General features: G+C 52.3%; 16 protein-coding genes. 4 read left to right on the top strand and 12 right to left on the bottom strand.

What is annotated here, in order from left to right; all coding sequences use genetic code 11:
* Positions 1-55: 55 nt before the first annotated feature.
* From ACFE7X_RS03295 to pafA, 4 genes are all read right to left on the bottom strand, one after another.
* Complete coding sequence (locus ACFE7X_RS03295) at positions 56-976, bottom strand: UbiA family prenyltransferase (protein ID WP_375434234.1); 921 nt, start codon at positions 974-976, stop codon at positions 56-58.
* 109 nt (positions 977-1,085) lie between these two features.
* Complete coding sequence (locus tag ACFE7X_RS03290; RefSeq protein ID WP_375434233.1) at positions 1,086-1,769, bottom strand: DUF6766 family protein; 684 nt, start codon at positions 1,767-1,769, stop codon at positions 1,086-1,088.
* A 132-nt stretch (positions 1,770-1,901) separates the two neighbouring features.
* A complete protein-coding gene (locus ACFE7X_RS03285) occupies positions 1,902-2,486 on the bottom strand; it encodes an inorganic diphosphatase (protein ID WP_375434232.1) in 585 nt (194 codons plus the stop codon).
* A gap of 161 nt (positions 2,487-2,647) precedes the next feature.
* The gene (gene pafA, locus ACFE7X_RS03280; protein ID WP_375434231.1) at positions 2,648-4,357 is read right to left on the bottom strand and encodes an alkaline phosphatase PafA; all 1,710 of its coding nucleotides are present in this window, start codon (positions 4,355-4,357) and stop codon (positions 2,648-2,650) included.
* Positions 4,358-4,513: 156 nt separating this feature from the next.
* On the opposite strand from pafA, the gene ACFE7X_RS03275 reads away from it, so the two are divergent.
* Complete coding sequence (locus tag ACFE7X_RS03275; protein WP_375434230.1) at positions 4,514-5,239, top strand: HAD family hydrolase; 726 nt, start codon at positions 4,514-4,516, stop codon at positions 5,237-5,239.
* 206 nt (positions 5,240-5,445) lie between these two features.
* Here ACFE7X_RS03275 and ACFE7X_RS03270 read toward each other — a convergent pair whose 3' ends face one another.
* The 7 genes from ACFE7X_RS03270 to atpB all read right to left on the bottom strand — a co-directional run bounded on the left by ACFE7X_RS03270 (position 5,446) and on the right by atpB (position 12,678).
* Positions 5,446-7,194, bottom strand: a complete 1,749-nt coding sequence (locus tag ACFE7X_RS03270; protein WP_375434229.1) for a T9SS type A sorting domain-containing protein — start codon at positions 7,192-7,194, stop codon at positions 5,446-5,448.
* A 192-nt stretch (positions 7,195-7,386) separates the two neighbouring features.
* The gene (gene atpG, locus ACFE7X_RS03265; protein WP_375434228.1) at positions 7,387-8,277 is read right to left on the bottom strand and encodes an ATP synthase F1 subunit gamma; all 891 of its coding nucleotides are present in this window, start codon (positions 8,275-8,277) and stop codon (positions 7,387-7,389) included.
* 94 nt (positions 8,278-8,371) lie between these two features.
* On the bottom strand, positions 8,372-9,955 hold the full coding sequence (gene atpA / locus ACFE7X_RS03260) for a F0F1 ATP synthase subunit alpha (protein WP_375434227.1): 1,584 nt from the start codon (positions 9,953-9,955) through the stop codon (positions 8,372-8,374).
* 4 nt (positions 9,956-9,959) lie between these two features.
* Positions 9,960-10,520, bottom strand: a complete 561-nt coding sequence (atpH, locus tag ACFE7X_RS03255) for an ATP synthase F1 subunit delta (protein WP_375434226.1) — start codon at positions 10,518-10,520, stop codon at positions 9,960-9,962.
* Between the two features lie 88 nt (positions 10,521-10,608).
* Complete coding sequence (locus tag ACFE7X_RS03250; protein ID WP_375434225.1) at positions 10,609-11,106, bottom strand: F0F1 ATP synthase subunit B; 498 nt, start codon at positions 11,104-11,106, stop codon at positions 10,609-10,611.
* A 179-nt stretch (positions 11,107-11,285) separates the two neighbouring features.
* The gene (gene atpE, locus ACFE7X_RS03245; protein WP_375434224.1) at positions 11,286-11,555 is read right to left on the bottom strand and encodes an ATP synthase F0 subunit C; all 270 of its coding nucleotides are present in this window, start codon (positions 11,553-11,555) and stop codon (positions 11,286-11,288) included.
* A 49-nt stretch (positions 11,556-11,604) separates the two neighbouring features.
* The gene (gene atpB, locus ACFE7X_RS03240) at positions 11,605-12,678 is read right to left on the bottom strand and encodes a F0F1 ATP synthase subunit A (protein ID WP_375434223.1); all 1,074 of its coding nucleotides are present in this window, start codon (positions 12,676-12,678) and stop codon (positions 11,605-11,607) included.
* A gap of 345 nt (positions 12,679-13,023) precedes the next feature.
* On the opposite strand from atpB, the gene ACFE7X_RS03235 reads away from it, so the two are divergent.
* Entirely contained in the window at positions 13,024-13,152 is a 129-nt protein-coding gene (locus ACFE7X_RS03235) for a hypothetical protein (protein ID WP_375434222.1), read from the top strand.
* 83 nt (positions 13,153-13,235) lie between these two features.
* On the opposite strand, the gene ACFE7X_RS03230 is transcribed toward ACFE7X_RS03235, so the two are convergent.
* On the bottom strand, positions 13,236-13,466 hold the full coding sequence (locus tag ACFE7X_RS03230; protein ID WP_375434221.1) for an AtpZ/AtpI family protein: 231 nt from the start codon (positions 13,464-13,466) through the stop codon (positions 13,236-13,238).
* Between the two features lie 218 nt (positions 13,467-13,684).
* Here ACFE7X_RS03230 and ACFE7X_RS03225 point away from each other — a divergent pair, with 218 nt between their 5' ends.
* Together ACFE7X_RS03225 and ACFE7X_RS03220 are read left to right on the top strand one after the other, a co-directional pair.
* Positions 13,685-16,885, top strand: a complete 3,201-nt coding sequence (locus ACFE7X_RS03225; protein WP_375434220.1) for a tetratricopeptide repeat protein — start codon at positions 13,685-13,687, stop codon at positions 16,883-16,885.
* A 130-nt stretch (positions 16,886-17,015) separates the two neighbouring features.
* A complete protein-coding gene (locus ACFE7X_RS03220) occupies positions 17,016-19,346 on the top strand; it encodes a penicillin-binding protein 1A (protein WP_375434219.1) in 2,331 nt (776 codons plus the stop codon).
* The last annotated feature ends 118 nt before the right edge of the window (positions 19,347-19,464 follow it).

Here is a 19,464-nt window from a genome sequence, read left to right as displayed (position 1 = left end):
ACTCGGCATTCTGTGGCGAGAATGGCAACAGACGTACGCTCCTTCGCTCACTTACTCAGCTACTTACCCAGTATACTGTTAGAAACTGAAGAATCATGATACCGTCGGTGAGCAGGGCGAAGTAGTAGTCGGGGCGCGTTTCTTCGGCGTACCAGATGGTGAGGGCCGCAACGAGAGCAGGCAACGCGAGTACTAGTAGATGCTCGTACCCCATGTTGGTTGGGAATAGCAGGCAGGCCACCGCCAGCGAGGTTAGAGCTATCCATTTGGTGACGCGCACGCCAAATACACCCGGGAAAGTATGGGTGCCAGTAAGACGGTCTTTGCTGTGGTCGCGGATATCAAAGACGAAAGCCAAAGCCAGGATAAAAAAGAACCGGCGGGCAAAAAGCACCAGCACCACGGGTCCGAACAAAGGCTTAGCTAAGTATAGCGCGGGCACCCAAACCGTGATGGCGGCCCACACATAAGCAATCAGAAATACCTTGAGTAAAGGCAAGTCGCGCAGGGCACGCCACCGGCCGCGCACCTTGGCTACGGGCAACGAGTACAACAACGAAATAGCCGCTAAGTGCCCCAGAAATAAGGTCAGATGCTGCCAGCCGTCCAGAAAGAACAGCACCCCTGACACGGCTAACGCAGCCATTGCCAAAGCCAGCAGTTCGCGCCGGTGCCCCAGCATCCAGCGCTTGCGGCCCGAGAGTACTACGGGTTGCCCATGCTTGTAGGGCAGTACGCTGTCGATGTTGTAGAGAAAGAGCGTGGCCGCAAAAATCATTAGTCCAAGTCGGACCGGAATATCAACGCGCCAGAAAAGAAAGGTGGCCCAGTTCAGCGTTAGGGCTGCCAGAGCCAGCCAAGTGCTGCTGTAGAGTACGGCGTCGGTCCAGCGTCGCAAGGTAGCCGTCCAGGCTGCTGCCGCGCTTTCCGAAGGGGCGGATGGCACTACCGACGATTTAAAAGGAAACAAAGGCATGAGCAAGAACCTTCAAGAAAAGCAAGATCGGGCCTGGAGTTTGAAATTGAACAACGCTCCGCTTTCCTTGCTTGCACTGCTCCTATAGCAGCCAACTCGCCTGCTTGGTTCACTTGCCAGTTTCATCATTACTGGCATTAATCGGCTTGGATTGGGGCGAGCCTTTCTGCCGCAGGTAAATAGACAACCCCACAATGGACACGATACTTAAAAACTCGCTCTGCCAATTCTGAAACGACTCAAACCAAAAACGCGACGTGCCCATGTATTCTATGGTTGATACGATGGGCTTACCTTGTTGCTGCTGCTCGATGCTGTACACTTCGGCTCCACCCTTAGCATGCAGCCATACGGAGGCAAAAAAAAGCAGAAAGAAAGTGAGAGTAAGCGAGTTTTTGTAGAGTAGCAGTTGCCAACCACCTTGCTTGACCGGGCCAGGAGCATCGGGGTTGTTTGGATCAGGCTCTTGGTCTACCTCTTCTTCTTCGTACAGCTTTTTTGATTCAGAAGACCCTTTTTGGCGCAGCCAAATGGTGAATAGCACATAGACTCCCATTTGCAGAAACTCACTTTCCCAATTTTCGAAGGTGGCTTCCAGGAAGTGTCCCGAGCCCAGATACTGCCCCAGGGTGAGGGGTAGCATCTTCATGTGCTCTAGTCCGGCGTTGTTTTCGTGCCAGCCCGTCAGCGCTTGGCCAACCAGCGTCACCAAAACCAAGGCAGTTCCTACCAGCAACAGGCTATTCTCGTACAGAAAGCGGATAAAAGCAGAAGAGGAGGGTTTAGCTGGCATACAGCGGCATACGATAAGCTCATCAAAAAGTACTTTATCTAACACCAACTAATTGCTGGCTCCTTTCATGCAGCAAGAAGCCCTCCCCAAACGCCTGGTTGGAGGAGGGCTCTTTTACCGGTTGGAACCACGTTACAGCTCGACGCCAGTCGTTTCTGTAACCGACTCTGAATTAGCGCCGTTGGGGAAGGTTTCGTTGTAGAGCTTGATGCTGTCGTCGATGATGCGGTAGGCCTCTTCGCGGCCCATGAACCGCTCTACGGTTACGTGCTTGTGCTCTAGGGCTTTATAGTCTTCGAAGAAGCGCTGCATCTCGTTCAGGGTGTGCGGCGGCAAATCGGCAATATCGTTGAAGTGGTTCACGGAAATATCGTGGGCAGCTACCGCAATGATTTTGTCGTCTTCTTCGTCGCCGTCTATCATCTGCATCACCCCAATAACTTTAGCTTCGACCAAGCACATCGGTACGATGTCAACCGAGCACAACACCAAAATATCGAGGGGGTCGTTGTCGTCGCAATAGGTTTTCGGGATGAAACCGTAAGCCGCGGGGTAATGCACCGCCGAGAAAAGTACTCGGTCGAGCTTCAGCAAGCCGCTGGTTTTATCTAGTTCATATTTGGCTTTCGAGCCTTTGGGAATTTCGATGATGCCGTTCACGACTTGCGGTGCGTTGTCGCCGCGTTCTACATCGTGCCAGGGGTTAAAATGAGCCATTGGATTAGGGTTCTAGTTACTGGTTACTGATTTAATTAAAGTGCGTTTTCTGGACGACGGAGTGGGATGCATACGGCTCAACCCTAGGTTGGGATTCCTAACTGCAAGTCAATTGAATTGTGAGAATGATAGCGAGGAATTTACAAGTAGCAGCTGATAAGTTATTTGCCTAATACCTCTGGCAGCGGCACGCCCGTGCAGCCGTCAGGTTCCTGAATGTGCAGCCATTGGGCCAGCGTGGGTGCAATATCGATAATGCGCGCTGAAACTACTGAACTACCACGTTTCACGTGCCAGCCCCAGAACACAAGCGGAATGTGCGTGTCGTAGTTACCTGCCGAGCCGTGGGTGGTTCCCTTGCTCACCGGATACTGGTACGCTTCCAGCCAACCTGGCTCCAGCACCACCATCACGTCGCCACTGCGCTTGGGGAAGTAGCCGTTTTCCAGGTACATCAGCATTCCACTTTCCCAGTGCGACTTTTGCAGGTCGTCGGCCGTGATGGCGCGCGTAACACCCGAAAAGTCGATCATAATGTCGGCTACTTCATCCTGAAAAGTGCGCAGGTTAAGATTTTTCTGCGCAATAAGCGGGCGGTTGAGGTACACTTGCTGATTTTCGTAGCTTATCACCCATTGACCCGCGCCGTGCCGTTTTACCAGCACCTGCTGCAAGGAGTCGCGCATCAGCCGCGGCCCAACTGAGCCGGCCGGAATGCGCTGGCTGCGCAAAAAATCAGGATTGTGCGCCGCGCCATGGTCGGCACTCAAAAACACCAGCGCCTGGCCTTTGCCTACCGTCTTATCAAGATAGTCGAGCACCCGGGTAATATCTTGGTCGAGGCGCAGATAGGTATCCTCGGTTTCGATGGCATTTACGCCAAACTGATGGCCTACGTAGTCAGTGCTGCTGAAGCTAAGCGCCAGGAAATCGGTTTGCCCACGCTGCCCAAGTTGCTCGGCCCGGATGGTTTCCAGGGCAAAATCGGCGGTGAGCGTGTTGCCAAACGGCGTGCTGCGAATCAGGTCGAGGTTGCGGGTGACAGCGGGCGTTTTTTCCGCGCCTGTAGGCTGACTAGCCGTTACGGCCCGGCTGGGGGCAGTGCTGAGCGTCGGCAAATCGTGGGGGAAAACTGGCTTGGCCTCACCCCGGAAAGTGCCTTCCCACGACACGTCGTCGGCGGTGCTTTCCGTGTACTGCGCGATAGGCAGCAGTGTTTCCCAGGGCTTGCTAAGGTATTGCGCTGCCCGGTTTTCGGCGTTAAACTTGGTTACCCACTCGGGGAGGGTGTTCTGGTAGAAAGAGCTGCTAATGAACGCGCCGTTGGTACCGTCGTACCAGTAGGCGGCGTTAGCGGCGTGGCCAGCCGGCAGAATCGAGCCTCGGTCTTTGATGCACACCCCAATAACTTTACTCTGGAAGTTGGTGGCCAGCCGCAGCTCGTCGGTGATGGTGCTTGTGAGCATATGCCGCGGCGACTGTTGGCCCGCCTCGGCCGTGCCGCCCACAGCCTGCACAGTTTTGTCTTCGGTTACGTAGGTGCCTTTGCCTTCCTCGCGCACAAACCAGTTGTTGCCCACGATGCCGTGCATAGAAGGCGTAGTACCCGTGTAAATGCTGGCGTGCCCAGGCCCGGTGTAGGTAGGCACGTAGTTGTAATGCGTGTTTTCGTAGCTAAATCCTTCCCCTAGTAAGCGCCGGAACCCCCCGTTGCCATACTTGCTCCAATAGCGGTAGAGGTAGTCGTAGCGCATCTGATCCACTACAATGCCGACTATGAGCTTAGGCCGCGCTAGGGCTTTATCTTTTTTCTGCGCGAAAGCGGGTCCCGCTAATGCGGCGGCGAGCAGGAAACACAGGCTCTTTTTCAAAATCAAAAGGAAGGGAAACAGTCAACAAAGAAAGAACCAGCAGTAGCGGCCACAAAGATAGGTTACGGCGTTAGCATTCAACTCCACAGCAGCAAAATCCAAGTATAGCCGTAAAGCAGTTGCGCGAGAACCTCGTTTCGCGCTTCAACCTCAACCATGCCCAACGCTGCCCCTTACGCTCTCATCTTTGATATGGATGGCGTCCTCATCGACAACACCGCTTTTCAGGCTCGCGCCTTCCAACTTCTTTTCCGCGACTTAGGTTTAACTACAAATGCTCGGCGGCTACTAGAACGCCTAAATGGCATGCCCGCCACCAAAATCCTGGAAACCGTTTTCACCAGCGACGTTTCCAAAAAGCAACTTACCACCTATGCCGACCAGCGCGAATTCCTATACCGCACCATCTATTGGGACAAGCGTAAGGAAGTACCGGGCCTAACCAAATTTTTGAAAGCTGCCCGCGCTGCCGGTTTCAAGCTAGGGCTCGGTACCGGCTCCGGCAACGATACGATTGGCTACATCATCGACCACTTGGACATCCGTCAGTATTTCGACGTGGTTATCACCAAAGACGATGTGGACAAGGGCAAGCCCCACGCGGATACGTACACCGTCACGGCCCGCAAGCTAGGTGTACCGCCCGAACGCTGCGTGGTCTTCGAAGATGCCTTAGTGGGCGAGCAAGCCGCTTACAAAGCCGGCATGCGCTGCATAGCCGTCAGCACCTCCATCAAACCCAATAAGTTCCAGGCCCCTATGACCGTTATCAAGGACTTCACCGATTTGACGCCGGAGAAGGTATTGGAACTGGTGGGGCAGCATTCCGAGATTCCCAAGCCAAGCAAGGAGCTCGCGAAGCGGCAATATATGCGTGCGTAATACGGCTGCCTATTCTGATGACAATAGAAAAGCCCGCCTCCAACTGGAAGCGGGCCTTTCAAAACTTTACTTTTACTGTTAAAACTGCTACCGACTAGCGGCTAAGGATTCACTACTATCTACCAGGCCAAATACTCCATCGGTGATAATTTCTTGACAACTGTGGTTTGCTTTCAGCATGTTCACTCCCCGCTTTGTCGAGTAAATTATTCTACCAGTAAAGTGTGGAGCAACCGCAGATTGCCAGCTTGCAATCGCAAATGATAAAGCCCCGGTATCAAGCCACTTAGTGGTACCTCAACATCACTTGTACTGGTCGGCAATAAAATATCGTGCGTGCGAGCCGGGCGGCCAAGCACATCGATAAGGGTGACAACTGCCTGAGTAGAGCCGGGAATAGCAGGTATCCGTACCGTGACGCTCGTATGAGCCGGATTAGGAAACACAGTTAGCGCAGTAGATAAGGCGGGAGAACTAGAAGGTAAAAGATCGGCATCCGTAAGCGAGGCTAAAAAGCCAGCTTGACTTTGAGGACTAGGGAAGCCTACTTGCGGGATAATGTGAGCACCAAAGCTGCCGACCGGACTGATGTTACCTGCCACGTATACACGCGTTCCGCTGAGGGCAATGGCATTGGCATCATCGAGACCTGCACTAGACGCTTGTTGAGCCCACACAAAATCTCCACTCGTGCCAGCATCAAAGAGCTTGGTCACAAATATTTCACGGTTACTAGGGGCACTGCTCGTCAAAGTGGTAGCGCCGAATAAGATCGTACTACTATAAAAGGTACCCGCTGCATAGACAGTTGCCCCACTCACGACGAGGGCATCCCCCCCGTCTGAGGATGCGCCAACAGCACTCTGTACCCACACGAAACTACCCGAGCCGCCCGCATCTACCAGCTTGGCAACAAACATATCATGGTTATTAACACCTGTATTGGTCAAGGATATTCCCCCAAAATTGGCGGTTGCATAATAAGCACCCGTTATAAATACCCGTGGCCCGCTCACAGCTATTGCAGAAACACGATCCAGAGCGGAACCGCCCGCGGCTAAGGCCCAGGTGAACTCGCCTGTGCTTCCTCCATCAGTGAGCTTCGCCACAAATATGTCATCCGTGTGCAAGCGTGTATTATCATTATTCCTTAAGGTAATACTGCCAAAAGTAGCGGTGCCTTGAAAGCTGCCGGCTAAGTAAACACTCGTCCCCTCGACCGCTACGGCGGTAGCTTGATCAATGTCGATGCCCCCTGCCGACCTTGCCCATATGAAAGCGCCGGTCGTCCCGGAATCGGTGAGTTTGGCCACAAACGCCTCCGTTCTGGTGGCCGTTAAACTGACGTTGCCAAAAGTAGCGGTGGAGCCGAACTGCCCTGCTACATACACGCTCGTTCCGCTAACTGCTAGCGATAAAGCATAATCCCCAAAAAGGCCCCCTGCTTGCTGCACCCAGCTAAAGCTAGCACTTGCGCCTGCATCGATCAGTTTGGTTACAAACACGTCATCACCACCAGCAGCGGTGATAACCGCTCCCCCAAAACTTGCCGTGGCACTGTTAAAAATCCCGGTTACGTAGATGTTCGTTCCGTTTACCGCTACTGCAGTCGCTTCGTCTTGGTCTCTACCACCAGCCGCTTGGGCCCACAAAAAGCTATTACTACTTGGGCTCCACTTAGCGACAAACATGTCCCAAGATCCAGCGCCTGTAATGGTACTATTACTGAAGGTGGCTGTTCCGCTGAAGCGCCCCACAATGTATACATTGCCGTCAGTATCAGTAGTTGCTGCATTCACCAAGAGGCCATTAGGATTTGTCTGATTTACCGCAATGGCCATTTGCCAAGCCGGCGCCTGAGCGCAGCTAGTGCCTTTAATTAGCGACAGGAGCAACAAGGTTAAAATCCATTGTGCTTTTTTGAAAGCAGAGAAGAGTAGAAAATCTGTGCTCATGTTATAATTAATATGAATGTTGAATTGGATAGTGCAGATATCACTGATAAAGCTAAAGAATTAGCATGTTTTCATTATTAGAATTCTTTAATTTTTATTTAGAAGCACTGCTTTGACGTGCTTATTTAACATATCGAAAAAGGCCCGCCTCCAACTGGAGACGGGCCTTTCAAAACTTTACTAGTAAAACTACTACCGACTAGCGGCTAAGGCCTCGGCACCACCTACGATTTCGAGAATCTCGGTGGTAATGGCCGCCTGGCGGGTGCGGTTGTAGGTTAGTTTCAATGACTTCAACAGTTCACCAGCGTTTTCGGTGGCTTTGTCCATTGACGTCATGCGGGCGCCATGCTCCGAAGCGTTGCTTTCCAGTACGGCCTTGTAGAGCTGCACTTTCAGCGATTGTGGAATCAAGGTCTGCACGATTTCCTCTTTCGAGGGCTCGAAGATGTATTCCACGTTCGAAGCAGGGGTGGTTGCAGCGGTTGGCTCGGCGGGAACCAGCGGCAACAACTGCTCGGCCCGTACAATTTGCGTTGCTACGTTCTTGAACTCATTGTACACCACAACTACTTCATCGAAACGGCCTTCGCGGAAACCTTGCATGGCTTCCTCGGCCGCCTCACGCACCGTATCGAACGAGAGCTTGGCGAATACATGAGTGTAGTTGCCTAATAGAGGGCCACGACGCTGGAAGTAGTCGTGGGCCTTCTTGCCAATGGCCATCATCGTTACGTTGCCAGCGGCAGCCTGTGCGGCATACCGCTCGCGCACCAGCGCATTCACCCCCTTAAATATGTTGCTGTTGAAGGCGCCCGCCAAGCCGCGGTCCGACGTAACGGCGATGACAAGCACGCGGCGAACTTCGCGTTGTACAGCATACTCGCTAATTACTTCTCCGTCGGTTTGGCCTGTCAGGTTGGTTAGGATGCTGTTAAGCCGCTGCGCATAAGGTCGCATCCGCAGGATATTATCCTGGGCGCGCCGCAGCTTCGCCGCCGCCACCATTTTCATGGCTTTGGTGATTTGCTGCGTGCTTTGTACCGATACAATGCGGTTGCGGACTTCTTTTAAGCTAGCCATTTATTGACGGTTGATTGTTAGTTGCTGATTGTTGATTGCTGGACGATTTGCGCGTTGGCGGAACATCCAACAATCAACAACCAACAATCAACGATTACTTGGAAGCGTAACTTGCCAAGAGGTATTTCGCAACCTGCCGAATAGACCCCGTGATGGAATAATACAGCTTGCCAGCTTTCAGGCTTTGGAGTACTTCAGGGTGGCGGGACTGCATCGTTTGGGTGAACTCCTTCTCGAATTCGCGCACGCGGTTCACTGGTACTTGGTCGAGCAAGCCGTTAGTAGCCGCGTAGATTACAGCTACCTGATCCTCTACCTTCTGCGGCGAGAATTGAGGCTGCTTCAGGATTTCGAGGTTGCGGCGGCCACGCTCAATGGTGAGCTTGGTAGAAGCATCAAGGTCGGAACCGAACTTGGCAAAAGCTTCCAACTCACGAAATTGTGCCTGGTCGAGCTTCAGCGTACCAGCCACTTTCTTCATCGATTTGATCTGCGCGTTACCACCTACGCGCGATACCGAAATACCAACGTTGATGGCGGGGCGGATACCCGAGTTGAACAGGTTGGTTTCAAGGAAAATCTGACCGTCCGTAATCGAAATTACGTTGGTTGGAATATACGCCGAAACGTCACCTGCTTGCGTCTCGATAAGCGGCAGCGCCGTCAGCGAGCCACCACCTTTCACAAGATGCCGGATGCTCTCGGGCAAGTCGTTCATGTCACGGGCAATAACGTCGGAAGCGTTGATCTTCGCGGCGCGCTCCAGCAAACGACTGTGCAGGTAGAACACGTCACCAGGATAGGCCTCACGTCCGGGAGGACGGCGCAATAGCAGCGACACCTCGCGGTACGCTACTGCCTGCTTCGACAAGTCATCGTACACTACCAATGCCGGACGGCCCGTATCGCGGAAGAACTCCCCAATAGCGGCACCGGTGAAGGGAGCAAAGAACTGCATCGGGGCTGGGTCAGCGGCCGAAGCCGAAACCACCACTGTGTAGTCCATAGCCCCACCGCGCTGCAATGAGTTTACTACCTGCGCTACCGTAGAGGCTTTCTGGCCTACGGCTACGTAGATGCAGAAAACCGGCTCGCCCCGGTCAAAGAACTCGCGCTGGTTGAGGATGGTATCAATAGCCACCGCCGACTTACCCGTCTGACGGTCACCAATGATTAGTTCACGTTGGCCGCGCCCAATTGGAATCATGGCGTCAATAGCCTTGATACCCGTTTGCATGGGCTCGGTTACGGGCTGACGGTAGATAACACCCGGCGCCTTACGCTCCAAGGGCATATCAAACGTTTCCCCTTGAATAGGACCGCGGCCATCGATGGGTTGACCCAGCGTATTTACCACGCGGCCCACGATGCCTTCGCCTACTTTAATAGACGCAATTTTTTTGGTACGGCGTACCGTGGCACCTTCCCGGATGTCGCTGTAGTCGCCGAGCATTACGGCACCTACATTGTCTTCTTCCAGGTTCAGCACCAAGGCTTGGAGGCCATTTTCAAATTCGAGCAATTCCCCCGACTGAGCTTTGCCCAGGCCGTAAATACGGGCTACACCGTCGCCAACCTGCAATACCGTACCAACCTCTTCGAGTTCGGCTTCGGTTTTGAAGTTAGACAACTGTTCCCGCAGAATGGCGGATACTTCATCCGGACGTACTTCTGCCATGATCTTATACTAAAGGTTGGTAGGGGTTCTTCGAGAATTCGTTGCGCAGCTTGCGCAAACGGAAACTCACCGAGTCATCGATCAGACGGTCGCCGATACGGAGCACGAAGCCCCCAATCAGCGATTCATCTACTTTCTCAGTGAGAGTAACTTGCTGGAGACCAGTTTGCTGGCGCACCATCTGCGTTACCTCCGCACGTAGGTGCGGGCTCAGCGGTGTCGCCGTTGTAACCTCAGCTATTTGCACACCACGCAAAGTATTGTATTGGGTTAGAAACTCCGAACCAATAAATTCCAGTGCGCTTTCGCGGTTTTTTTCGGTGATAATGGTGAAGAACTTCATGGTGAGGTCCGACACCTTGCTACCAAACACAGCGCGTAAGATGGCCAGTTTCTTGTCGTGCTTAACGATGGGGTTACGTAGCAACAAGCGCAGATCCCGGTTCTCATCCAGCGTCTTGCTGAACAAGTCCATGTCCGCCTTCACCTGCTCTAGCGTACCCCGCTCCTCGGCCAGATCAAGCAGGGACTTGGCATAGCGGGAGGCAACTCGTATTTCAGACATTCTTGTAGGAATTAGGAGCCGAAGCTAGGAGCCAGAAACTAGTGGTCGAAAATCGATTTCTAGTTCTTAGCACCTAGCTCCTAGCTTCTTAGTTAAGCTTCACATCCTTTAGGTACGAGTTGACGAGCTCCTTTTGCGAGTCGGTATTAGTCAACTCACGACGCAAAATGCGCTCGGCAATATCGATAGACAACTGAGCAGCGGTGTTTTTTACCTCAGCTAGGGCAGCGTTCTTCTCGTTCTGAATAGCTTCGCGGGCCTGCACAATCATGCGGCCGCCCTCTTCATTGGCCTTGTTCTTGGCTTGCTCGATAAGTTGGTTGGCCAAGACCGTAGCTTCCTTGATAATCCGGTCGCGCTCCAGGCGCGCATCAGCCAACAGCTTTTCGTTGCCGGCACGCAGTTCCTGCATTTCCAACTTGGCTTGGTCAGCCATCCGCAAAGCTCCTTCAATGGAGTCTTCGCGCTGCTTCAAAGAAGTAAGAATGGGCTTCCAGGCAAACTTGGCCAGCAAAAACAGCACGATGAGGAAAATCACCAGCTGCCAGAAGATCAGGCCTAATTCGGGGGTTACTAATGGAGGCATAAGAAAGTAGTAAGAGTAAGTGCTTGGTATGGAGTAGAGGAACCAGTTGACAACAAGTACAGAGTAATTTTGCCTTACAGCTCGCTACTCACTACTCAATACCAATTAAGCTAAGTCAGCCCGCCGCGTCGTGCGCCGAAGCGACGCGCAGCGGGCTGGCAAAGAATTGCTTCTACCTCTTAGAGATTGAAGGAAATCAGCAAACAGACCACGACTGCAAACAGGCCCAGACCTTCAATCAGAGCCGCAACGATCAGCATAGCAGTTTGGATTCGACCAGCAGCTTCGGGCTGACGGCCAATGGCCTCCATGGCGCTACCACCAATACGGCCGATACCTAAGCCAACACCAAGAGCAACCAGACCAGCACCAATACCAGCACCCATTACGGCTAAGCCAACCGAATTGGAAACCTCATTGGCAACCTGCAACAACAGAGAAAGAAGCATAAAACAGAAATTTGGGGAAGTGAAAAACGAAAAAGGGAGTTAGAAAAAACTAGTGACCATGAGAATGGGCTTGCGAAGCACCATCGCCTCCACCCATCTGCAAATCAGCATCATGGTGTTCTTCTACGGCGCCACCAATGTACATGGCCGTGAGAAGGGTGAAGATGTAAGCCTGTAGAACAGCAACCAGCAGTTCGAGTACGTTGATGAACAAGCCGAAAGCCAGCGAAACCGGGCTAATCAGAACACTTTGGAAAATGAAAATCAAGCTGATAAAGCTCAGGATTACAATGTGTCCGGCTGTAATGTTGGCGAACAAACGTACCATGAGCGAGAACGGCTTTACTACTACGCCAATCAATTCCACCGGAATCATAATAGGCAATAGAAGTTTAGGAACACCTGGCGTAGCGAAGATGTGCGCCCAGTAATTCTTGTTGGAGCTAAACAGGGTTATCAACAGGGTCATTAAAGCGAGCGTCATCGTCACGGCAATGTTGCCGGTGAGGTTAGCCGCGCCGGGCATCAAGCCGAGCAGATTGTTGAACCAGATGAAGAAGAAGATAGTGAGCAGATACGGCATGTACCGCTCGTACTTCGGGCCAATAGCTTTCTTACCTACTTCATCCCGGATAAACACGATGATCGGCTCGAAAAAAGATTGCACTCCTTTAGGAGCACCACCTTGATTTTTCTTATAGCCACTAGCCACAGTAAAGAAGACCCCTAGTAACAAAGCAGCACTTAGCAACAAGGAGGCAACATTTTTGGTAATCGAAAAATCGTATACCTTGCTGCCGTCTTCGGCTTCAAGATGCTCGTGCTCTAGCTTGAGGCCGTTATATACTTTGCCTTCTGCCAAGCGGGAAGACGAGAACACACTCAATCCTTTGCCGGCCTGATACGCAATAATGGGCAACGGAATGGTGATATGGGTACCGTGCTCGGCTTCGTCGCCGATAGTAGCAAAGTGCCACTCGTGAGCGTCACCGATGTGATGCAAAATCATTTCACCAGGACTGAAAGCTTCACTATCGGTAGCTTCCTCAATAGTAGGCGTAGGCTCTTGCGCGAATACGGGAAGCGAAAGGATGCAGAAGAGAGCTATCAGTAAACGCTTCATTCAGTGGAAGTTAGATGCAAATTCACAAAATCTTCATTTTGTGATTACACTCGGTTTTGAAAACGGGCGCAAGTTACTCAGGATAGCCCATATTTCAAACCCAGCGTAAAGAAAGTACAGGATAAAGAACAGCCCCAGAAACGTCCACCGGCCACTGCCTTCGTGAGAGCCGCCTTTATATAGGTAAAGCAGCACTAAGCCAACGGAGAGCAGCAAGCGCACTACCATAGAGCCAAAATAGGCTCCCATAAAGTTATCGGGGTTGGCTCGCACTAAGCGCGATGTTACCCAATAGATAATGGCCGTAAGTAAAGCAAAGTACCCTAACGTATACGCTGACAACGGATGCACTATAGCAGTGCCAAAACGGGCGTGCAGCAGGTACAAGGTACCATAGAGCAGCAGCGTAAGCAGAAGCAGATAGCAGAAGAAGCGGACCAAACCTTTGAGAAGCTGATGGAAAAGAAAAAGTGAAGAAGAAACAAAGGTACCATCCAAAAAATAGAAGTATCCTCTGTTTCATTATCATTGGTTCTTCTTTTTCGCTTTTTAGCTACCTAATCACTCGATACGGATCGGATGACCTGGTACATGGCGACAAAAACCGAGAGCAGCATCAGCACGACCGTGCCCCATGGTCCGATGCCAAAGCGCCCATCAAGCCAGACACCAAGCCAAGTGCCCAACCCGATGATGGCCAGCATTTGAATACCAAGCCCAGAATACTTGGCGAAATTGCCGCCACGTGGGCTGGAAGAGTTGGGTTTGGGCGTGGGAGAGGTAGCCATGGCAGAACTGAGTTAAGACAGCGAAGATGGTTTTAAGCACGGAAGCAGGCAAGGCCAAGAGTACGTGATACGTAAAGGCTTACTAAGGGCTAGGAAAAAGCGTAATTTTACTGACTAAGTAACGTTGTGACTTTATACGCAACGGCGAGGGCTGAACAAACTAGCTAGCTCCGCGCGTTGGCGTACTGGTAATCTGTATTTCCGACTTGCCTTCTGCTTTGACTCGATACTCAATTTTTCGTCTGCTTGCTGCTCCCGTAGTCACGTTGCTAATTGCTGCTGGTATAGGGGGTTGCGCCTCGGAGCGCCGGGGCGTAGTAGGCCATGCATACGACAACGTAGTGGCCCGCGACAATGGTTATTTTCTGGCTCGCGAAAAGATGTGGGCTGTAGAAGCCAAGCTCTATCAAGCCCGCCAAAACGACTACAACCGCACGCTAGCTCTTTTTCCGACGCTCGACCAAGCAATGGTAGCTTCTGTGGCGACCGACTTAGAGGATGTGGTAAAGAAGGCTTCGTTGCCCATTCAGCACCGTGCGGCCTCCGACTGGACGGATGATGCCTACCTTCTCATTGGGAAGAGCCGGTATTATAAAATGGAGTATGAGGACGCGGCCAAAACGTTCAAATACGTCAATAGTACCAGCAAAGACGCTAATGCCAAGCATGAAGCCTTGATTTGGCTGATGCGCACTTTTCTCGCCGCCAAGGACCTGGAAAGCGCCAAGGCGGTGTCCGACATATTGGATAAGGAGCAAGGGCGCGAAACAGATGCCCGCGCACTATTTCTTACCCGAGCTGATTATTATCTGAAAACCGACGAGCCCGCCAAGGCCATCGAAAATTTGGAGAAGGCGGTTCCGTTGATTGAGTTCAAAAACGAACAGTCTCGTACACGCTACATTTTAGCGCAGCTATACCAAGAGCAGGGTGACGATAAGAAGGCTTATGCCGAGCTTAATAAGATTCTGAAGAAGAATCCGCCCTACGAGTTAGACTTCTTTTCAAAGTTGATGCTTGGGCAGGTGTCGGATCTTAATAAAGAAGATAAGACCCGTTTAGATAAGTACTTCGCTAAGTTGCTGAAGGACACGAAAAACAAAGAGTATCGTGATAAAATTTATTACGAGATGGCGCGGCTCAATTACAGACAAAAGAATTACGATGAGGCGTTAATTCTTCTGCAAAAGTCAGCCCGAGCTACGAGTACTAACAAAGCGCAGAAGTCTTATACCTATCTGCTGGCTGGGCGCATCTATTACGAGAACCTCCAGAAGTACCGAATGGCCGCCGCCTATTACGATAGCACGGTGCAAAATCTGCCCAAGGATGCGCCCGATTTCGTTGCTATTTCCGAGCGAGCTGGCATCCTGAAAGACTTCGCTCAACAGATTACCGTCATTGAAACGCAGGACAGCTTACAGGCATTGGCCCGCTTAGATACAGTTGCGCTTCGCACTCGCCTTACAGCTTATGCTGATGCCGAGTTGGAAGCAAAGCGCAAAGTAGCCGAAGCACTAGCCGCTCGGCAGGAGCGCGACAACAATCGCCAAGCTCTTGCCTCGGGCATCAATACTTCCCGCGACCTGCAAACCGACATCAACACCGATGATTTTATTAGCGGCAGCACCGGTGGCAAATGGTATTTCGACAACCCTACGGCTGTGAGCACGGCCCGGGCCGACTTCATCCGCAGGTGGGGCGACCGTCCCTTGCAAGATAATTGGCGCATTGTAAATACAACTCGGTCGTCACCCGTTACGCCAGGGGGTGGCAACGTGCCCGTTAGCATTGCTGGAGCCAACCAAACCAACGTAACGGCAGGTGCTGCCACGGCCCCGGGCCAAGCTGTAGCCGCAAACGACCCAGCCACGCAACGCAAGGCATTGGTAGCTCAATACCGGCAGGCGCTACCGCTTACCGGCGCGCAAATGGCAGCGTCGGAAAAGCAGGTGGAAGAGGCTATGTATGCGTTGGGTGGCATATACAATCAGCAGCTACGCGAACCGGTGCCCGCCGCACAGACCTATGAAAAGTTGCTGACGCGCTTTCCAAAGACCACGCATTCGCCAGAAACCTACTACAGCCTGTATTTGATCTATAAGGGGCAGAACGAGCTAGCTAAAGCGGAAATCTACGCGCAACGCCTTCGGCAGGAGTTTCCTAATTCAACTTACGCCCGCTTAGCTGCCGATCCGGAATATCTGCGGCGCGTCTCTCTCGTGAACAAGGAAGTAGCTGTGCAGGTAGATACGGCTTTTGCCATGTATAAAAGGCAGGACTTCAAGAAGGCAGCTGCTTTGCTGGCTAGTACGTCGAAGAAGTTTCCCGAAACTGACTTGAACGACCGGATAGCTTTCCTTCGTGCGCTGATTGACGTGCGCACCGAGTCGCCATTGGTGGCCAAAGGCTCTTTAGAGAAATTTTTGAAGGACTATGAGCAGTCACCGCTTGGCAACGAAGCTCGGGTTTTGCTAGGTTCTTACAAGAAGTATGAAACCGGAGGCATTACTGGGGCTTTGGCTTCTACGCAGAAACCAACTGTTTCAATGTTCCGGCCGGGAGAAGTAAACAACCGGGTGCGTATCATTTATACTACTCCTACACCGCCCGCTAAAGCGGCGCCTGCACTAACACCCGCCCCTGCTGTTTCCGCGCTAACTCCTACTTCTACCCTAGCAACTCAACCTGAGCTGACTGCTGTTAAAGAGTCCAACCAAGCGCTACCGCCTTCTGACTCAACTACAGTTCCGGTCTCCGTTACCAAGCCTGCTACTCCCGCCGTTGACCCGGTGAAAGCAGCCCGAATGGCCGCAGCTCAGGCAAGAGCAAAAGGTAAGAAACCGGTGAAATCCGCGCCAGTTGCTGTTGCTACTCCATCGGCAGAGCCTGCGGCATCCTCCGCTACAGTGCCTACGGCTACGTCTTCGCCTGCAACTACTACCCCAAGCACTGCTCCTGCTACGCCGCCCGCCTTATCTTCAGTTCCCGCAGCCAAACCAAGTCCGGCTGGCGCATCTCCATCTCCTACTACTCCTGCTGCCGTAGTTTCCCCTTACGCGGCTAATCCAGCTGCTGTACACGCGGTGCTGCTTATTTTCCCAAAGTCTGCGGTGGCCCTCCAAACCCTACCCGACCAGATGGGCGCTTACAACAACCGCTACTTCAAGGCCAGCAACTTACGGGTGCAGCAACAGCCACTCAGCGATTCATTGGAAATGGTGGTTGTGCAAGGACTAACCGGCGCGAAAGTAGCGCAAGCATATGCCTTGAAGCTGCGGGGGCCTCAGTCGCCGCTAAACCGCCTGCGGGGTGTGGGTTACCAAACGCTTGTTGTTGGTATTGATAATTTGCCGCTACTACTTGAGCGGCGCAACGTGGAAGAATATCAGCGCTTCTACCAGCAGTCGTACCGGTAAGCCACTTTAGAATATTAAGAGTTGAAGTGAACTCCCTGCTGGTTTGTGGCGCTGAATTAAGATGCCACATCGCGAAACAAGTTTCGATCATGCTCTTGCTTCTTGCTATCAAGCTTTTTAGTTGAAAAGAATGCCCGTTTCCAAACCTCGACCTGTCTCCCGTAAACCGCAACGGCCTAGCCGCTTCGCCGCCCTCACTCGCACCCTGTGGTTGCTGTTTGCGGGCGGTTTGGTGGCCTCCTTAGTATACATCCTGGCTGTTAGTGTCAACTTTCTTAACCTATTCGGTCAAATGCCCAATTTGAAGGCATTGGAAAGTCCGCGTAGTGAGCTGGCCTCGGAGGTGTATTCTGCCGATGGGGTGTTGATGGGAAAATATTTCCGCGAAAACCGGACTCCGGTTAGCTACAAGGAGATACCGCAAACAACTATTGATGCATTGATTGCCACCGAAGATGCCCGGTTTGAAAGCCATTCCGGCATCGATCCGAAGGCAATGATGCGGGTAGCGACAGGTTTGGTGAGCGGTGGGAAAAGTGGAGGCGGTTCTACCCTTAGCCAGCAATTAGCTAAAATGTTGTTCCGAACCCGCGAAGACCTCAACAACGGGCGCCTCAACGATGTACCGGGTTTGCGCATGCTTATCACTAAAACCAAAGAATGGATTCTGGCCGTTCGATTGGAGCGCAACTATACCAAGCGCGAAATCTTGCGCATGTACCTCAACACGGCCGATTTTGGCTCCAATGCCTTCGGCATTAACGTCGCTGCCAAAACGTTCTTCAATAAGCATCCCCGCAACCTGACGCTAGAGCAGTCAGCACTGCTGGTTGGCTTGGTCAATGGCCCGTCGTGGTTCAACCCAGTCCGTAATCCGGAGCGCTCCAAGCGCCGCCGTGACTGGGTACTGGGCCAAATGCGCAAGAATGGCTACATCACCGAGCCAGTTTATGCCGCTACCGTAGCCAAACCCATCAAGCTCGACTACAAGGTCGAAAACCAAAACGAGGGCATTGCCCCCTACTTCCGTACCGAATTAAGTAAGTCGCTGCGTGAGTGGGCCAAGGAAACCGACCATGATCTGTATTCCGACGGCCTGAAAATATATACGACCATCGACTCTCGGATGCAGAAATATGCCGAAGCCGCGGTGGCTGAGCATATGAAACTTCAGCAGAGATGGTTCGACCAGCATTGGAAAGGTCAGCAGCCCTGGCGCGACGAGAATGGCCGCCTGATCCCAAACTTTCTGAACACCTCCATCAAGCGCACCGAGCGTTACCATTCGCTCAGCACCCGCTACGAAGGCAACCAAGACTCCATCAAGTACCATCTGAACAAGAAGTATAAGATGAAAGTGTTCACCTGGAACGGTGGCGAGAAGGAGGTCACCATGTCCCCGATGGACTCGCTGGCCTATTATAAGCGGCTGCTGCACGCCGGATTCATGGCTATGAACCCACTTAACGGGCAGGTGAAAGCTTGGGTGGGCGGCATCAATTACAAGTATGTTAAATACGACCACGTCAAGCAAGGCAAGCGCCAGCCGGGTTCTACATTCAAGCCATTCGTGTACGTGGCGGCTATTGACCAAGGCTATTCACCTTGCTATCAGCGCCCCGACGTCCCCACCACATTTCCCGCCGAACGAGGACGCCTGGCCTACACGCCTCGCAACTTCGAAGGCTCTTATTCCGGGCGCACGTTCACGCTCCGCCAAGCGCTAGCCCGCTCCATGAACTCTATTACGGCGTGGTTGGTCCAGAAAATAGGCCCTAATGACGTAGCTACTTACGCCAAGCGTCTAGGCATCACCTCGCCTATTGATGCTGTACCAGCTATTGGTTTTGGCTCATCTGATGTGAGCATTTATGAGCTAACTGGCGCGTATAGCACATTCGTCAATAAAGGAGTCTGGACCTCGCCGATTATGGTAACGCGCATCGAGGACAAAAACGGCAACGTACTTCGTGAATTTTTGCCGCAAACCCGTGATGTTTTGAGTGAAGAAACGGCCTACTTGATGACCTACATGCTGCGTGGTGCCACCGAGGAACCAGGCGGTACCAGCATCATCTTGAAAGGCGGCTTTAAATTTCCGTATGAAATGGGGGCCAAAACTGGCACTACCTCCAACTACTCCGATGGCTGGTTTATGGGTCTGACGCCGGATCTGGTGTGCGGTATGTGGATAGGTGGCGAAGATCGAAGCATTCACTTTCGCACTGGGGCTTACGGACAGGGCTCCCGCTTAGCACTGCCGCTCTACGGCATCTTCATGAAAAAGATGTACGCTGATAAGAACGTCGATATTGCCAAAGGTCCTTTCCCCAAGCCGGATACATTAAGCGTGGAAATTGATTGCTCCCGCTACTATAATGGTGCGCAACGTGACACTATTCCCTACGACCAGAAGCTCAACCAAGCTGATTTAGATGATCTAGATGACGAGGAAATCTAACCAACAAAGTAGTTCTATTTGAATTGAGTCACATATTGCAGAACGTGGTTGGGATGTACCAGCCACGTTTTTTGTTGTTTATATGGCGCATGTTAATTCTGTGCCGTATCTCATCTGA

It is taken from the genome of uncultured Hymenobacter sp., assembly GCF_964242765.1.
Taxonomy (GTDB): domain Bacteria; phylum Bacteroidota; class Bacteroidia; order Cytophagales; family Hymenobacteraceae; genus Hymenobacter.
Note: the sequence above shows the minus strand (reverse complement) of the source record. Positions and strands in the feature narration are given on the sequence as shown.

What these genes read in the sequence shown, in the direction of transcription:
- ACFE7X_RS03295 (WP_375434234.1), bottom strand. Translation starts at nt 976, where the DNA reads ATGCCTTTGTTTCCTTTTAAATCGTCGGTAGTGCCATCCGCCCCTTCG.
- ACFE7X_RS03290 (WP_375434233.1), bottom strand. Translation starts at nt 1,769, where the DNA reads ATGCCAGCTAAACCCTCCTCTTCTGCTTTTATCCGCTTTCTGTACGAG.
- ACFE7X_RS03285 (WP_375434232.1), bottom strand. Translation starts at nt 2,486, where the DNA reads ATGGCTCATTTTAACCCCTGGCACGATGTAGAACGCGGCGACAACGCA.
- ACFE7X_RS03275 (WP_375434230.1), top strand. Translation starts at nt 4,514, where the DNA reads ATGCCCAACGCTGCCCCTTACGCTCTCATCTTTGATATGGATGGCGTC.
- ACFE7X_RS03270 (WP_375434229.1), bottom strand. Translation starts at nt 7,194, where the DNA reads ATGAGCACAGATTTTCTACTCTTCTCTGCTTTCAAAAAAGCACAATGG.
- atpG (WP_375434228.1), bottom strand. Translation starts at nt 8,277, where the DNA reads ATGGCTAGCTTAAAAGAAGTCCGCAACCGCATTGTATCGGTACAAAGC.
- atpA (WP_375434227.1), bottom strand. Translation starts at nt 9,955, where the DNA reads ATGGCAGAAGTACGTCCGGATGAAGTATCCGCCATTCTGCGGGAACAG.
- atpH (WP_375434226.1), bottom strand. Translation starts at nt 10,520, where the DNA reads ATGTCTGAAATACGAGTTGCCTCCCGCTATGCCAAGTCCCTGCTTGAT.
- ACFE7X_RS03250 (WP_375434225.1), bottom strand. Translation starts at nt 11,106, where the DNA reads ATGCCTCCATTAGTAACCCCCGAATTAGGCCTGATCTTCTGGCAGCTG.
- atpE (WP_375434224.1), bottom strand. Translation starts at nt 11,555, where the DNA reads ATGCTTCTTTCTCTGTTGTTGCAGGTTGCCAATGAGGTTTCCAATTCG.
- atpB (WP_375434223.1), bottom strand. Translation starts at nt 12,678, where the DNA reads ATGAAGCGTTTACTGATAGCTCTCTTCTGCATCCTTTCGCTTCCCGTA.
- ACFE7X_RS03235 (WP_375434222.1), top strand. Translation starts at nt 13,024, where the DNA reads ATGCACTATAGCAGTGCCAAAACGGGCGTGCAGCAGGTACAAGGTACC.
- ACFE7X_RS03230 (WP_375434221.1), bottom strand. Translation starts at nt 13,466, where the DNA reads ATGGCTACCTCTCCCACGCCCAAACCCAACTCTTCCAGCCCACGTGGC.
- ACFE7X_RS03220 (WP_375434219.1), top strand. Translation starts at nt 17,016, where the DNA reads ATGCCCGTTTCCAAACCTCGACCTGTCTCCCGTAAACCGCAACGGCCT.